Consider the following 13,696-nt stretch of genomic DNA (forward strand, 5'->3'; position numbering starts at 1 on the left):
TGAACGTCTGTTTGATGTGCCTTAAATTCTCCCTTTGTGTAAAACACAAAGGGTTTTTTCGTTCTATGAAAAAATAGGCATAGCAGAACCTTTCCACTTTCCATGAGATGATCGATGGAAAAGGAGAGAGAAAGATGAAACAAAAAAACAGTGTAGTGCAGATGGTGAGTGTAGCGATGCTAAGTAGTATTGCGTATTTACTAATGATGTTGGATTTCCCGTTCCCAGGGCTTCCGCCATTTTTAAAAATTGATTTTAGTGATGTACCAGCTCTAATTGCAGCAATTATCTTTGGACCAGTAGCAGGAGTAATTGTAGAAGCGATAAAGAACATTTTACATTACGGAATTCAAGGAAGTTTAATAGGAGTACCAGTTGGAGAAATTGCAAACTTTATTGCAGGATGTTTATTTATTGGACCAGCAACTTTCTTATTTAGAAAGTATCGTACTGTGAAGAGTTTAACGACAGGATTAATGCTAGGGACAATTACAATGGCACTCATTATGAGTGTATTAAACTACATCATCATATTCCCGGCGTACACTTGGTTTTTAAATTCACCGGCTATGTCTAGCGAAGCTATAAGAACAACGGTTGTAACGGCAATCTTACCATTTAATTTAATTAAAGGAATTATTGTAACAATTGTATTTGTAGCATTATTCTCACGCCTGAAAGTATGGGTGTTTGCAAAAATGAAAAATGCATAATATATATAATAAAACCATTAGTAGTGTGGAACTATTAATGGTTTTTTATTTAGGAAAATAAAATTTGGATACAAAAAATGCCCCTCATATTGATGAGGGGCATTTTTTGAAGTTAATAAAAGACTATTCGAATTTTAAAGCGTCTCCGTCGAATGATTCGTCAGCAACTTTAATTGAGTCAGTTGGACAACCTTCGAATGCATCCATCATATCTTCAACTAATACATCTGGAATTTCAACGATACCTTGGTTATCGTCTAATGTTACAAATGCAATACCTTCATCATCATAGTCATAAATGTCTGGTGCAGCAGCGCCACAAGCACCACATGCAATACAAGTATCTTTATCAACGATTGTATATTTTGCCATCTTTTTTCCCTCCTGATAATATGTATGTGAAAAGCTCGCCATAAAAATTATAACCTTATTGTAAAACGGTTTTTAAAACTTTTCAACATAAAATTATAATGATAATGCTTATCAATTAGAGTGTCAACTTTTTTTTGAATTATTTCATTAGATTTTCAAAATACGTAAATGTGATTTCGTTTGATACAATAGAATATATACAAGTATATAGTACTTATATGATAAATTTAATGAGCGACAGTAGATTAGTGTAATTATACTGAAAAGAATGAAGTTAAGATTGGAAGGTGGAAGCGGTCGTGCAAATACAATATACTTTGTTGCATTGTTTAAAACAATTGAATGGTGAAAGAACCGTTTCTTCTATTTATTATTTACTAAAGGGCAAACGTTCTTCGCAAACATTACAAGATGGAAATATGTTCCGGATTTCTTTTTTGTTCGGAATATATAAATCGTTAAATAGAACTGACTATGATGGTGAAGTTGAAAAGTTGTTGCAAGCAAATTTTATTCAAGAAATACATGAAAATACATATGTGTTAACACCTACGGGTAAAACGCAGTTACATAAATGGGGGGAAGTGTATGCTTTTCCGACGTATTTGCATGGTTTGCATTATGGTGAATTAGGTGAAACATTTTGGAAAAGATTATCATTGATTATTCAAACTATATCAAATTTACAACAGAATAATACGAAGTTTATCCCGATTCAACAAGATACAGAAATAATGATGTGGGTGAAACGTTTTCTAACAGGAATGCCATATAAGAGAAGTGAGTTGGCGAGAAAATTATGGGTGGAAGTACATAATCTTTTAGAAAAGAGTAATGCGATAGAAGCGACGATTGTAACATATCGACTAACGGGTTATGAACGTATTGGTTGTACATTACAACAATTAGCAGAAATTACGAAACAAGATATATTCAGGGTGTATTTTTTATTTTGGGGTACAATGCACTTCTTTATACAAGAAGTTCGTGATAAAGAAAATGAATTTCCGCTATTAGCTGAAATTATATCTTATCCAAATGAGAGAGCTGAATTATTTAGTTTATCAACGAAAAAAACATATAATTTTTGGAGACAAGGGCGTTCTTTAGAAGAAATAGCAACGATTAGGAATTTAAAAGTTGCAACGATAGAAGATCATTTTGTTGAAATTGCTTTGCGAGAAAAAGATTTTCCTATTGAGATGTTTATGGAAAAAGAAAAGATAGACAAAGTAATAAAAGTAATTGAAGCATTGCAAACGCGGAAGTTACGTGTTTTGAAACAAACGGTTGGAGAAGATATCTCTTATTTTGAAGTTCGTCTTGTATTAGCGCGGATGGAGGGTGTAAATGAAACTTGAAGAATATTTATATAAGTGGTTTGGATATTCTGAATTTCGTCCAGGTCAAAAAGGAGTTATTACAGATTTATTAGAAGGCAAAGATGTGATAGCGATGCTTCCGACTGGAAGAGGGAAATCTATGTGCTATCAGTTTCCAGGGCTTATGCGAGAAGGAACGGTGCTTGTTGTATCACCGTTATTATCTTTAATGGAAGATCAAGTGACCCAATTAAAGTATGTTGTGAAAAACCGAGTGATAGCACTTAATAGTTTTCGGACATTAAATGAAAAAAGAGAAGCAATGAGAAAGTTATCTTCATATAAATTTATTTTTGTTTCACCAGAGATGTTACAGTCGGAGTTATTAATTAGGGAATTGAAGAAAATTCATATTTCATTATTTGTTGTTGATGAGGCTCATTGTATTTCTCAATGGGGTTATGATTTTCGTCCGGATTATAAAAAGTTAGATCAAGTAATTAATAATATCGGATTCCCTGCGGTACTAGCATTAACAGCTACAGCGACAAAAGATGTACTGCGAGATATAGAAGAAAGTTTAAGTTTAAAGAATGTCGCACAGCATGTGTATTCTATTGATCGTCCAAATATTGCAATGGAAGTACAATTTGTAGAGACGATAGAAGAGAAAAAAGAGGCACTTTTGGATCAGGTGCTGTATTTGCAAGGGCCAGGGATTGTATATTGTTCAAGTAGAGCGTGGACGGAACGTTTAACGGAATACTTGAGAGGAAAAGGAGTTACTGGTGTAGCTTTTTATCATGGTGGTATGGAACATGAAGAGCGTATGTTAATTCAACAGCAGTTTATGAATGATCAATTGCAGCTTGTAATATGTACAAGTGCATTTGGTATGGGGGTAAATAAGGCGAATACGCGATATATTATTCATTTCCATTATCCAACTAATATAGCTTCTTACTTACAAGAAATCGGAAGAGCTGGAAGAGATGGCGAACCAAGTATAGCTATTTTATTGTGTAGTCCGTTAGATCATGATTTGCCAATTTCAATCATTGAGGATGAATTGCCAAGTCAGTCACAAATACAATTTTTGTTTTCTTTACTACAAGAAAGAATGTTTCAAACGAAAGAATTACCAATAGAAGATGTAGAAGAAATTTGTTATAATGCAGCAAGATTTAATGAGCAGTATTGGCGTTTCGTTCGTTATCATCTCGAACAGCTTGGAATTATACAACAGCGAAGAGTATTATTAGAGGGTTTGTCAGATGAAATCATGAACCGATTAATAGCTGAAGTAGAAATGAGGTTGCGTAATAAATATAGTGAGTTAGAAAATGTGAAGTCATGGATACGAGTTAAAGGATGTAGACGTGAATATGTGTTGCAACAGTTCGGTTATAGGAAAGAGCAAGAGTTAAATAATTGCTGCGACTATTGCGGTATTACAAAAGAAGATTATAAAAAAAGACAAGCGCAACAATCGGATTTCGACTATAATTGGGAAACAGAGTTACAAAAGCTTTTCGGCCTAGAAAAGATGGGGGAATGATGAACATTCAAAGGCATAATGTTGAAGATATGAGTCCGCAGGAAATAAGGCTGAATCTGTATATAACACAGTTAATTATTATCGGTATTGGTTGTTTACTAACATATATATTATTTCAAGATGTAAAAGAAGTGTTTAATCTATGGAAATGGGAACCAGTATCTATACTTATTATAGGTGGTTTGTTAGCGATTAGTATTGTGTTATTAGATTATGTTGCAATGCGAGTGTTTCCAGAGTCTTGGTTTGATGATGGTGGTATTAACGATAAGATGTTTCAAGGGATGTCGGTTATGCATTTACTCGTTATTACGTTCGTAATCGGTTTTGCAGAAGAATTTTTATTTAGAGGTGTCGTGCAAACGCATTTTGGAATTGTAATTGCGAGTTTCGTATTTGCAGTGTTACATATTCGTTATATAACGAAGCCATTTTTGTTTTGTTTCGTCTGTTTCATTAGTTTTGTCTTTGGTTATGTATTTGAATGGACAGGAAATTTGTTTATAACAATCTTTGCACACTTTCTTGTTGATTTTATAATGGGACTCCAATTAAGAAAATAAATGGAAGGTGGTGGTGAACAACATGAGGAAACGAATTCCTGATTTTGAAGAGGAATTAGAAGTTGAGCGAGTGGAAGAAAAAGAAAGTTTACCGCCGCGTAGTGAAATTCATAGAAATAAAGAGAACAAACAAAAGTTTAAAATAAATCACATTTTCGTCCGGGTTTTAACATTTCTATTCATTCTACTGCCAATTAGTATTTTATGGTATACGGATAAGTATATTCAAGTGAAAGGCGATAGTAGTAATGCTGGGAAAAGTGCGTTTGAAGTAATCTTCTTTGATTCAGCTAAATCTGAGTCGCATAAACAGTCTGAAAAGGTAATAACGCATACTGTGAAAGAGGGAGAAACTTTAGAAAGTATAGCGAAGCAATATTTTTCAGATAAAAATGGGATTGAAATAATTAAAAAGTATAATAACTTGCAAGAAGATGAAGTGAGTGCAGGTCAAGAATTGAAAATTCCGACAAAAGATAAGTCCACAAAGCAAGAGAGCTAGTGAATTAAGCAAGGGCAGTTTATTATAAAAGCCTAGGATTATCTTTATGAGGAGGGGAGTAAAAAATATGATATGGATTATATTATTCAGTACTCTCATAGGCATGGGGATTTTATTGATTCTTGTGATGTATAAAGAAGCGATGCGTAATACGGTGTTGGAACATACTTTAGTATTTAAAGAATTTCCGAAAAGTTTTCAAAAAGTAAATGTGTTTTTTATTTCTGATATTCATAGAAGAGTCATTTCTGATTTATTAATTGAACAAGTAATAGGAAAAGTAGATCTCGTAATTATCGGAGGCGATTTAGCAGAGAAAGGTGTCCCTTTATCAAAAATATCTGCGAATATTCAAAAGTTAAGAGAGATAGCTCCTGTATATTTTGTGTGGGGAAACAATGATTATGAGATAGAATATCATGAATTAGATGCGTTATTATTAGAAAATAACGTGAAAGTATTAGATAATACAAGAGTGGTATTTGAGTCTGAATTAGGAGAGAAAATTTGTTTACTCGGTATAGATGATGTTGGATTGCACCGTGATCGTCTAGATTTGGCATTGGCGGATTGTAAAGAAGATGGTTTTCGTATTTTAATTAGTCACAACCCTGATATAATAAAAAAGATGTCTGGAAATGAACAGATTTCACTTGTGTTAAGTGGACATACTCATGGAGGACAAATCCGATTATTCCCATCTAAAAAATATTTAAAAGGTGGCGTATATAACCATTTGAATACGATTCTTTTTGTTAGTAATGGGTACGGAACAACATTGATACCACTTCGTTTTCGAGCACCTGCTCAAACACATATCATTACATTGTGTGGAGGGAAATGATGCCAATTCAAAGTGGAAAATATAATATAAAAGCTGTTTCGAATATAATTGGAGTTCAGCCGAGTACGCTTCGTGCATGGGAACGACGATATCAAATTATTGCCCCAAAGCGGAATCAAGCTGGGCATCGTTTATATACAGAAGAGCATATTCAAATTTTAAAATGGTTAATGAAAAAAGTTTCTTCCGGTATGATGATTGGGCAAGCAGTTCAATTATTAGAAGGGAATCGTTTGCAAAGTACAGTTCAAAAAGAGATACATTTCGATAAAGAAGTTGTTTTAGTGGACGATTTGCTAGAAGCTTTGTTAAAATTTGATGAAATTACAATTGCTGCATTATTAAACGAAGCTTTTAGTATATATTCAACAGAAAAGGTTGTTGCCAGTATCGTTCTTCAAGTGACAGACAAATTGTTAACATCAAAAAAAAATAATGAGATTTCAATGGTGCAATTCCAATATGCACTATTATTTTTACAAACGCGTCTAGGTATGGTGTATCATAATGCCTCAATGTTTTCCTCTTCACACAAAGTTATTGTGTTAGAAAAGGATGCATTGAAAGGATTTATTTTTTCAACGTATTTACGCTTGAAAGGATATGAGGCGATATATATTAGGACAAGCTTAGCTGAAGATGGTATGTTGTCAGCGGTAGAGGAAATACAGCCGAAATATGTATTTGTATCTTTTGCTGATGAACAAGAAATAAAAAAGACGATAAACTTTATAAATTTATTACAAGAAAAAAGGGAATCTCTTTCTGTTGGTTTTATCGGAAAGCTAGGCGTTCTAGATCAGTTGGACATTGAAACAATCTTAATTGGTGATACGAAAGAAGAATGGGATGAATGGTTAAAAATATCGGAATAGTTGTTCGAAAAGAACCATCTATTTTCTATTTCATATAATAAAAATTAGATGCATTGGTTACGTAGGGAGGGTATGAGATGAGGCTGGAACGATTAAATTACAATAAGATAAAAATTTTTCTAACATTTGATGATTTATCTGAACGAGGATTAACGAAAGAAGATTTATGGAGAAATGCGCCGAAAGTACAGCAGTTATTTCGTGATATGATGCAAGAAGCAAATAAGGAATTGGGATTTGAAGCGGATGGCCCAATTGCAGTTGAAGTGTTTTCTCTACAAGCGCAAGGGATGGTTGTAATTGTAACGAAAGAAAATCAAGAAATGGATACAGATGATGAGTTCCGTGACGAGTTTATTGAAATGCAAGTGACTCTAGATGAAAGCGAGCATATATTGTATGAGTTTGCTACACTAGACGACGTAATTAACCTGTCGAATCGTTTATATAACCTTGATGTAACTGGCGGAAAACTATATACGTGGGATGGTCGTTTCTATCTTTGGATGGAAGAAGAAGAGCAAGTTCAATTACTAAAGGCGGATTTTATAGCTATTTTAGCTGAGTATGGTAATCCGTCTACAGCAACCATTTATCGCATCATGGAGTACGGTAAAGAATTAATGGATTCTAACGCGATAGAACAAATACACAATTACTTTGTGAAAAAACAAAACCTCAGCTGATATAACATAGCTGAGGTTTTATTTTTTATCGGATAAGGGAAGTGGGTTTAGGGCTGATTGTAAATACTCGAACATACTTTTTGAAAATAAAATATGCAGTTTTATAGTAGGGGAATGGAATAAAATAAAAAATATTTAAATATTTAAGTATTTTACTTTTCTAAAAGTAATAAAAGGACTATAATAATAGTGAAAACGCTTGCAACAGAAAATAGTTTGTATATATTTGTTAGCGTTTTCTATTGCATTCCAAATTTAAGGGTGTATACTAGGCAATGAAGGTTTACTAAACAAGTGAAATTACAGGGGGTTTACTTACTATGGTAGCCGAAAAGGGAACTCAAACAAAAACACAACAACAAAGGGAACAACATTTTGAACTATTGAATTCAACACAAATTGTTATTAGTGAAGCGTTAGAAAAATTGGGTTATCCAAACGAAGTATATGAATTATTAAAAGAACCAATTCGTATGATGACAGTGAAAATACCAGTTCGTATGGATGACGGGACTGTTAAAATATTTACAGGATATCGTGCACAACATAATGATGCTGTTGGTCCAACGAAAGGTGGAATTCGCTTCCATCCGAATGTAACAGAAAATGAAGTGAAAGCACTTTCAATCTGGATGAGTTTAAAATGTGGTATTGTTGATTTACCATATGGTGGAGGTAAAGGTGGAATTATCTGTGACCCGCGTGAAATGTCATTCCGTGAGTTAGAAAGATTAAGCCGCGGTTATGTACGAGCAATTAGCCAAATCGTAGGACCGACGAAAGATATTCCAGCTCCAGATGTATTCACAAACTCTCAAATTATGGCATGGATGATGGATGAATATAGCCGTATTGATGAATTTAATTCACCAGGATTTATTACAGGTAAGCCACTTGTATTAGGTGGATCGCATGGACGTGAAACAGCAACGGCGAAAGGTGTAACAATTTGTATTCGCGAAGCTGCAAAAAAACGCGACATTGATATTAAAGGTGCGCGCGTTGTTGTTCAAGGATTCGGTAATGCTGGTAGCTTCTTAGCTAAATTTATGCATGATGCAGGTGCGAAAGTTATTGCAATCTCAGATGCTTACGGTGCACTGCATGATCCAAACGGATTAGATATTGATTATTTATTAGACCGTCGTGATAGCTTCGGTACAGTAACAAAATTATTTAATAATACAATTTCAAATAAAGAATTGTTAGAACTGGATTGCGACATTTTAGTTCCAGCTGCAATTGAGAACCAAATTACAGAAGAAAATGCTAATAATATTAAAGCGAAAATCGTTGTTGAAGCGGCAAATGGTCCAACAACATTAGAAGCGACTAAAATTTTAACAGATCGCGGAATTTTACTTGTTCCAGACGTATTAGCAAGTGCTGGTGGTGTAACAGTATCTTACTTTGAGTGGGTACAAAATAACCAAGGTTACTACTGGACTGAAGAAGAAGTAGAACAACGTTTAGAAAAAGTAATGGTAAGATCATTTGATTCTATTTATGAAACAGCACAAGTTCGTAAAGTGAACATGCGCTTAGCAGCGTACATGGTTGGTGTTCGTAAAATGGCTGAAGCGAGCCGCTTCAGAGGTTGGGTATAATATTATATCTTGAGAAAACGTGATTTCCTTTCGAGGGAATCACGTTTTTTGTTGAAGTATTAGATTGAGGTGTTGTATATGGAAAATGAAATGATGGAACGAGTAGAACAATTAGAAGAAAAGGTTAAGCGGTTAGAGGGAGAACTCGTAAGAACGATGAAAGCCCGAAAAATAAGTATCGTTCGGGTGTCCGGGGAAGGGCTACTGTTTTTAATATTTGGTGTGGTTGTAGTTGGGCCAATTATTGCCGTTGTCATCTCAATTCTTACTTGGCTTGCTGAAAAATAAAATAAAAATAAAAAGAACGCTTGTTCTATACGAACAAACGTGCTATACTTTCCTTAGATAAACAAAACGGAAATGATTTTAAGGAGAGATAAATGATGAAAATGACAGTAGACCAAAGATTTATGATGCCAGCGGATGTTGTAGAACGAGTGGAAGTATTACGAAACAAACAAAGTAAGCGTGGCACATTAGTACAATCAGTAAATAAATTTTTCGGTTTAGATACGAAAGAAGATTGTGTTTGGTTTTACGGTTTTTATGGAGTGGCTGTAAGTATTCTGTTATTTATGGTGTTCACATCAAACATTTTCGATTTTCTCTTCGCTTAAGAAATATGCGATAAGAACATTACTGCCGAATACATATATAAGGAAGTAAGGTAATCTTCTAGAGCGGGAGTTGGTAGTAATGGCGATGTTTCCTATAGAGCGTAATTATATTGGATATGGAAGTTCACGGCCGGGGATTCCACTGACTAAAGTGAGGTTTATTGTAAGCCATGATACGGGGAATCCTGGAAGCAATGCGATAGGGAATCGAGATTACTTTAATGAAATACAACCGAAAGCTTCGGCGCATACATTTATAGATGATAAAACAATATTGGAGATTATTCCTATAAGTGAAGTTGCGTACCATGTGCGATACAATGTGCCGACGGATAATGACTTATATGGTTATGATGCAAATAAGGCTGCTATTGGAGTGGAGCTTTGTTATGGCGGCGATGTTAACTTTTGGGAAGCGTATACGCGTTTTACGTGGTATCATGCGTATTTGTGTCACAATTTTGGCTTGAATCCGAAAAAAGATATCGTATCACATAAAACACTTGATCCAGCTAGAAAAATTGATCCTGAAAATGTATTAGGGCAACAAGGTATTAAATTTCAGCAGTTTTTAGCAGATGTCTATCGGATGTACGTTTCGTTTAGATGACAAATATATGAAAAATGAATACAATAAAGATAGGTGCCTACTGCTGTAAGTAGGTTTTTTCTTGTTTTTATAAATAGTGTATTGGTAGAAGACTAGGAGTGGAAGAGTATGCAGAAAGAAACAGTTATTATAATTGGAGGCGGTCCGTGCGGATTAGCAGCGGCAATTTCGTTGCAAAAGGTAGGGATAAATCCGTTAGTAATTGAAAAAGGAAACATTGTAAATGCGATTTATAATTATCCAACTCATCAAACATTTTTCTCTTCTAGTGAAAAATTAGAAATTGGTGAAGTGGCCTTTATCACAGAAAATCGTAAACCAGTTCGAAATCAAGCACTTGCATATTATCGTGAAGTGGTAAAGCGTAAGTCTGTACGCGTAAATGCTTTTGAACGAGTGGAGAAGGTTCAAAAAGATGGAGAAGTTTTTAAGGTTGAAACGACAAAACGTGACGGAAGTAAAGAGATATATGTAGCGAAATATATTGTTGTAGCAACTGGATATTATGACCATCCAAATTATATGAACGTTCCAGGTGAGGAACTGAAGAAAGTAGCTCATTACTTTAAAGAAGGACATCCTTATTTTGATCGAGATGTAGTAGTTATAGGTGGGAAAAATTCAAGTATAGACGCTGCGTTGGAACTTGTTAAAGCTGGTGCACGAGTAACGGTACTGTATCGTGGAAGTGAGTATTCACCAAGTATTAAGCCGTGGATTTTGCCGGAATTCGAGGCATTAGTACGAAACGACACAATTCAAATGCATTTCGGGGCTCATGTGAAAGAAATTACTGAGCATACATTAACGTTTACGATTGATGGTGAAGCTTCTACAATCCAAAACGATTTTGTATTTGCGATGACTGGTTATCACCCTGATCATAGCTTCTTGACGAAGATGGGTGTTTTGATTGATGAAGAAACAGGGCGTCCGATTTATACAGAGGATAGAATGGAAACGAATGCTGAAAATATTTTCATTGCAGGTGTCATTGCTGCTGGAAATAATGCAAATGAAATATTTATCGAGAACGGTAGATTTCATGGAGATGCAATTGCACAAACCATTGCATTAAGAGAAAAATAAAAGGAGCTGTCGAGAAAACCTCGACAGCTCCTTTTTATTCGTGCATAAACATATTTTGGATTGTTTCATGAGAATTTGTATTCTCTAATGCGACCAGTAATTTAATACGTGCTTTTTGTGCGTTTAAGCCGTATGTGAATACAATGCCCATATCTTTTAAGTGTTTACCGCCACCTTCATACGAATATACGTCTTGAACGATACCGTTGAAACAGCGAGAAACTAATACGACAGGAATACCTTTATTTAGTGATCGTTCTAGGCTAGGAAGTGTTCTTGGAGGTAGGTTACCTTGTCCGAGTGCTTCGATAACAATACCGTCTACAGGAAGATTCTCGATTGCTGCTAATAATGTATCATCCATGCCAGCATATGCTTTTAGAACAACTACATTTTTAGACACTTTGTTTACCGTATATGTTTCATGATGTACTAAAGCGTGATGGAAGACAACGCCGCGTTTTGTTACCATTCCAATCGGTCCGTATTGTGGGCTTTGGAATGTTGCGACATTACTTGTATGTGTTTTCGTTACATTTGTAGCGCAATGAATTTCGTCGTTTAATACGACTAAAACACCTTTTTCTGCCGCTTCGTCACAACTAGCGACTTTTACAGCTGATAAGAAGTTATATAGGCCGTCAGCACCTAATTCATTACTAGAACGCATTGCACCTGTTACAACGATCGGAATAGTTGATTGTACTGTTAAATCTAAGAAATAAGCTGTTTCTTCTAATGTATCCGTACCATGCGTAATGACTACGCCATGAATGTTGTCTTGTTTTACTCTTTCATCAATGATGACTTGTAATTGTAACATTTCGCTCGGTGTCATATGGGGAGACGGTAAATGGAACACATCTTCAACGATTAAATCAACATCGCCTTCTAAATCAGGAATGAATTTTAAAAGTGGATTTTTTTCACCTGGTTGTACGACGCCAGTTTCTTTATCTTCCTCCATTGCAATTGTTCCACCTGTGTGTAAAACTAGGATTCTTTTCAATGCTATACCCCTTTCAAGTTGAAAAATACATTTAGAACATAACATGTTTTGAGTAAATTCGACAATGGAAATGTATAAAAGTATGCTAGGAAATTGACAATAAAACTAGTTGTTTTATGTGCGTTGTATAAAAACATGAAACGAGATGTGTAAATGTAGGGTAGGAAGGAGTAAATGCTTTGAAAAAAGTGGAGAAAATTTTTATTCGTATATTGGTCATTCAATGTATTTGTCTTTGTGTTGTACAATTGTTATTTATGCATAAATCTTCAGTGAAATATTTGTCTAAAATTGTTTATTATGAAGGTGTTATCGCAAAAAATAAAGCGGAAATTTTGCAGGTGAATAGGTAGTTTTCATTTTCTTCTATGAAGGATTATGCTACAATAATTGAGGATTTAATGACGTGAAGCAAATGAGAAGAAGCAGGGATGAACACCTGCTTTTCGTTTTGTTTTATAAGTGAAAAAATGAGGTGTTACAATGGATAAACGAATTTCAATTGCTATAGATGGTCCAGCAGCTGCTGGGAAAAGTACAGTGGCAAAAGTTGTTGCGAAGGAACTTTCTTACGTTTATATTGATACAGGCGCGATGTACCGTACGCTTACATATGCAGCCCTTGAACAAAAAGTAGACATTGAAAATGAAGAGCAGTTAATGGAAGTTGTAAAGAATGTAAATATTGAATTTCAGCAAGGAGAAAATACACAGCTTGTATTTTTAAATGGACAAGATGTTTCTGAAGTCATTCGTACACCTGATGTGACGAACCGAGTATCTATTGTAGCGAAGCATCGCCTTGTTCGTGAAGAAATGGTATTTCGTCAACAAGAGTTAGCGAAACAAGGTGGCGTTGTAATGGACGGCCGTGATATTGGTACACATGTATTACCAGATGCTGAAGTGAAAATCTTTATGCTTGCTTCTGTTGAAGAAAGAGCGGAAAGAAGACATTTAGAAAATTTAAATAAAGGTTTTGATTCTAATTTAGAGCAGTTAAAAGAAGAAATTGCTCAGCGTGATAAATTAGATTCAGAACGCGAAGTTTCTCCTCTAAAAAAGGCTGATGATGCATTGGAATTAGATACGACTTCTTTATCAATTGAAGAAGTTGTCCAAAAAATTATGAGTATTGTTTCAGGAGTGTTTGCGAAATAAAGAAAGGGGGCTAGCCTCTTTCTTTTTTTATTTATATAGAAATGTAAAGGATACGTGAATTGTGAGTCTCTTTCCTTGACAAATGAGCTGATTTGTAAGAAGTTAGTTAAAGAGGAATAAAACTGTCAGAATATATTCGCTATTATATTTCAAAACATACTTTTTTCA

General features: G+C 34.7%; 17 protein-coding genes. 15 read left to right on the forward strand and 2 right to left on the reverse strand.

Annotated features, from left to right (window positions below; translation table 11 throughout):
• The first annotated feature begins 134 nt into the window (after nucleotides 1-134).
• Nucleotides 135-713 (forward strand): ECF transporter S component, encoded by a 579-nt coding sequence (locus tag COK05_RS22525; RefSeq protein WP_098614335.1) that lies wholly within the window; start codon nucleotides 135-137, stop codon nucleotides 711-713.
• 123 nt (nucleotides 714-836) lie between these two features.
• Here the strand turns inward: COK05_RS22525 and COK05_RS22530 are convergent, their stop codons facing one another.
• Entirely contained in the window at nucleotides 837-1,085 is a 249-nt protein-coding gene (locus COK05_RS22530; RefSeq protein ID WP_002171129.1) for a ferredoxin, read from the reverse strand.
• A gap of 299 nt (nucleotides 1,086-1,384) precedes the next feature.
• Here COK05_RS22530 and COK05_RS22535 point away from each other — a divergent pair, with 299 nt between their 5' ends.
• The 12 genes from COK05_RS22535 (at nucleotide 1,385) to COK05_RS22590 (ending at nucleotide 11,358) form a co-directional block, all read left to right on the forward strand.
• On the forward strand, nucleotides 1,385-2,446 hold the full coding sequence (locus COK05_RS22535; protein WP_141539216.1) for a helix-turn-helix domain-containing protein: 1,062 nt from the start codon (nucleotides 1,385-1,387) through the stop codon (nucleotides 2,444-2,446).
• Entirely contained in the window at nucleotides 2,436-3,965 is a 1,530-nt protein-coding gene (gene recQ / locus COK05_RS22540; protein ID WP_098614337.1) for an ATP-dependent DNA helicase RecQ, read from the forward strand. Before COK05_RS22535 ends, recQ begins: the two co-directional genes overlap by 11 nt.
• The gene (locus COK05_RS22545; protein ID WP_098614338.1) at nucleotides 3,965-4,528 is read left to right on the forward strand and encodes a CPBP family intramembrane glutamic endopeptidase; all 564 of its coding nucleotides are present in this window, start codon (nucleotides 3,965-3,967) and stop codon (nucleotides 4,526-4,528) included. The genes recQ and COK05_RS22545 overlap by 1 nt, the downstream gene beginning before the upstream one ends.
• 22 nt (nucleotides 4,529-4,550) lie before the next feature.
• Entirely contained in the window at nucleotides 4,551-5,030 is a 480-nt protein-coding gene (locus COK05_RS22550; protein WP_098614339.1) for a LysM peptidoglycan-binding domain-containing protein, read from the forward strand.
• Between the two features lie 67 nt (nucleotides 5,031-5,097).
• Nucleotides 5,098-5,874, forward strand: a complete 777-nt coding sequence (locus COK05_RS22555) for a metallophosphoesterase (RefSeq protein WP_098614340.1) — start codon at nucleotides 5,098-5,100, stop codon at nucleotides 5,872-5,874.
• A complete protein-coding gene (locus tag COK05_RS22560) occupies nucleotides 5,874-6,749 on the forward strand; it encodes a MerR family transcriptional regulator (RefSeq protein ID WP_141539217.1) in 876 nt (291 codons plus the stop codon). The genes COK05_RS22555 and COK05_RS22560 overlap by 1 nt, the downstream gene beginning before the upstream one ends.
• 77 nt (nucleotides 6,750-6,826) lie before the next feature.
• A complete protein-coding gene (locus tag COK05_RS22565; RefSeq protein WP_098614342.1) occupies nucleotides 6,827-7,435 on the forward strand; it encodes a genetic competence negative regulator in 609 nt (202 codons plus the stop codon).
• Nucleotides 7,436-7,755: 320 nt separating this feature from the next.
• Nucleotides 7,756-9,042 carry an NAD-specific glutamate dehydrogenase gene (gene gudB / locus COK05_RS22570; protein WP_000225171.1) on the forward strand — a complete coding sequence of 429 codons (1,287 nt, stop codon included), beginning with the start codon at nucleotides 7,756-7,758 and terminating at the stop codon, nucleotides 9,040-9,042.
• 78 nt (nucleotides 9,043-9,120) lie between these two features.
• The gene (locus COK05_RS22575; protein WP_098614343.1) at nucleotides 9,121-9,330 is read left to right on the forward strand and encodes a hypothetical protein; all 210 of its coding nucleotides are present in this window, start codon (nucleotides 9,121-9,123) and stop codon (nucleotides 9,328-9,330) included.
• 92 nt (nucleotides 9,331-9,422) lie between these two features.
• Nucleotides 9,423-9,659 (forward strand): DUF3961 domain-containing protein, encoded by a 237-nt coding sequence (locus tag COK05_RS22580; protein ID WP_098614344.1) that lies wholly within the window; start codon nucleotides 9,423-9,425, stop codon nucleotides 9,657-9,659.
• Nucleotides 9,660-9,738: 79 nt separating this feature from the next.
• Nucleotides 9,739-10,269 (forward strand): peptidoglycan recognition protein family protein, encoded by a 531-nt coding sequence (locus COK05_RS22585; protein ID WP_098614345.1) that lies wholly within the window; start codon nucleotides 9,739-9,741, stop codon nucleotides 10,267-10,269.
• Between the two features lie 108 nt (nucleotides 10,270-10,377).
• The gene (locus tag COK05_RS22590) at nucleotides 10,378-11,358 is read left to right on the forward strand and encodes a YpdA family putative bacillithiol disulfide reductase (RefSeq protein WP_098614346.1); all 981 of its coding nucleotides are present in this window, start codon (nucleotides 10,378-10,380) and stop codon (nucleotides 11,356-11,358) included.
• A 34-nt stretch (nucleotides 11,359-11,392) separates the two neighbouring features.
• On the opposite strand, the gene ansA is transcribed toward COK05_RS22590, so the two are convergent.
• The gene (gene ansA / locus COK05_RS22595) at nucleotides 11,393-12,367 is read right to left on the reverse strand and encodes an asparaginase (RefSeq protein WP_098614347.1); all 975 of its coding nucleotides are present in this window, start codon (nucleotides 12,365-12,367) and stop codon (nucleotides 11,393-11,395) included.
• Between the two features lie 179 nt (nucleotides 12,368-12,546).
• Here ansA and COK05_RS31415 point away from each other — a divergent pair, with 179 nt between their 5' ends.
• Nucleotides 12,547-12,720, forward strand: coding sequence for a YpfB family protein (locus COK05_RS31415; RefSeq protein WP_098614348.1), 174 nt, complete (start codon nucleotides 12,547-12,549; stop codon nucleotides 12,718-12,720).
• 130 nt (nucleotides 12,721-12,850) lie between these two features.
• Nucleotides 12,851-13,528 carry a (d)CMP kinase gene (gene cmk / locus COK05_RS22605; protein WP_098614349.1) on the forward strand — a complete coding sequence of 226 codons (678 nt, stop codon included), beginning with the start codon at nucleotides 12,851-12,853 and terminating at the stop codon, nucleotides 13,526-13,528.
• Nucleotides 13,529-13,696 lie beyond the last annotated feature (168 nt).

The sequence above is a fragment of the Bacillus cereus genome, assembly GCF_002567495.1.
Lineage (GTDB): Bacteria > Bacillota > Bacilli > Bacillales > Bacillaceae_G > Bacillus_A > Bacillus_A cereus_AQ.

Bases quoted from the DNA above. Each gene is read 5' to 3' on its own strand.
- COK05_RS22525 (WP_098614335.1), top strand. From the start codon at position 135: ATGAAACAAAAAAACAGTGTAGTGCAGATGGTGAGTGTAGCGATGCTA.
- COK05_RS22530 (WP_002171129.1), bottom strand. From the start codon at position 1,085: ATGGCAAAATATACAATCGTTGATAAAGATACTTGTATTGCATGTGGT.
- recQ (WP_098614337.1), top strand. From the start codon at position 2,436: ATGAAACTTGAAGAATATTTATATAAGTGGTTTGGATATTCTGAATTT.
- COK05_RS22545 (WP_098614338.1), top strand. From the start codon at position 3,965: ATGAACATTCAAAGGCATAATGTTGAAGATATGAGTCCGCAGGAAATA.
- COK05_RS22550 (WP_098614339.1), top strand. From the start codon at position 4,551: ATGAGGAAACGAATTCCTGATTTTGAAGAGGAATTAGAAGTTGAGCGA.
- COK05_RS22555 (WP_098614340.1), top strand. From the start codon at position 5,098: ATGATATGGATTATATTATTCAGTACTCTCATAGGCATGGGGATTTTA.
- COK05_RS22560 (WP_141539217.1), top strand. From the start codon at position 5,874: ATGCCAATTCAAAGTGGAAAATATAATATAAAAGCTGTTTCGAATATA.
- COK05_RS22565 (WP_098614342.1), top strand. From the start codon at position 6,827: ATGAGGCTGGAACGATTAAATTACAATAAGATAAAAATTTTTCTAACA.
- gudB (WP_000225171.1), top strand. From the start codon at position 7,756: ATGGTAGCCGAAAAGGGAACTCAAACAAAAACACAACAACAAAGGGAA.
- COK05_RS22575 (WP_098614343.1), top strand. From the start codon at position 9,121: ATGGAAAATGAAATGATGGAACGAGTAGAACAATTAGAAGAAAAGGTT.
- COK05_RS22580 (WP_098614344.1), top strand. From the start codon at position 9,423: ATGATGAAAATGACAGTAGACCAAAGATTTATGATGCCAGCGGATGTT.
- COK05_RS22585 (WP_098614345.1), top strand. From the start codon at position 9,739: ATGGCGATGTTTCCTATAGAGCGTAATTATATTGGATATGGAAGTTCA.
- COK05_RS22590 (WP_098614346.1), top strand. From the start codon at position 10,378: ATGCAGAAAGAAACAGTTATTATAATTGGAGGCGGTCCGTGCGGATTA.
- cmk (WP_098614349.1), top strand. From the start codon at position 12,851: ATGGATAAACGAATTTCAATTGCTATAGATGGTCCAGCAGCTGCTGGG.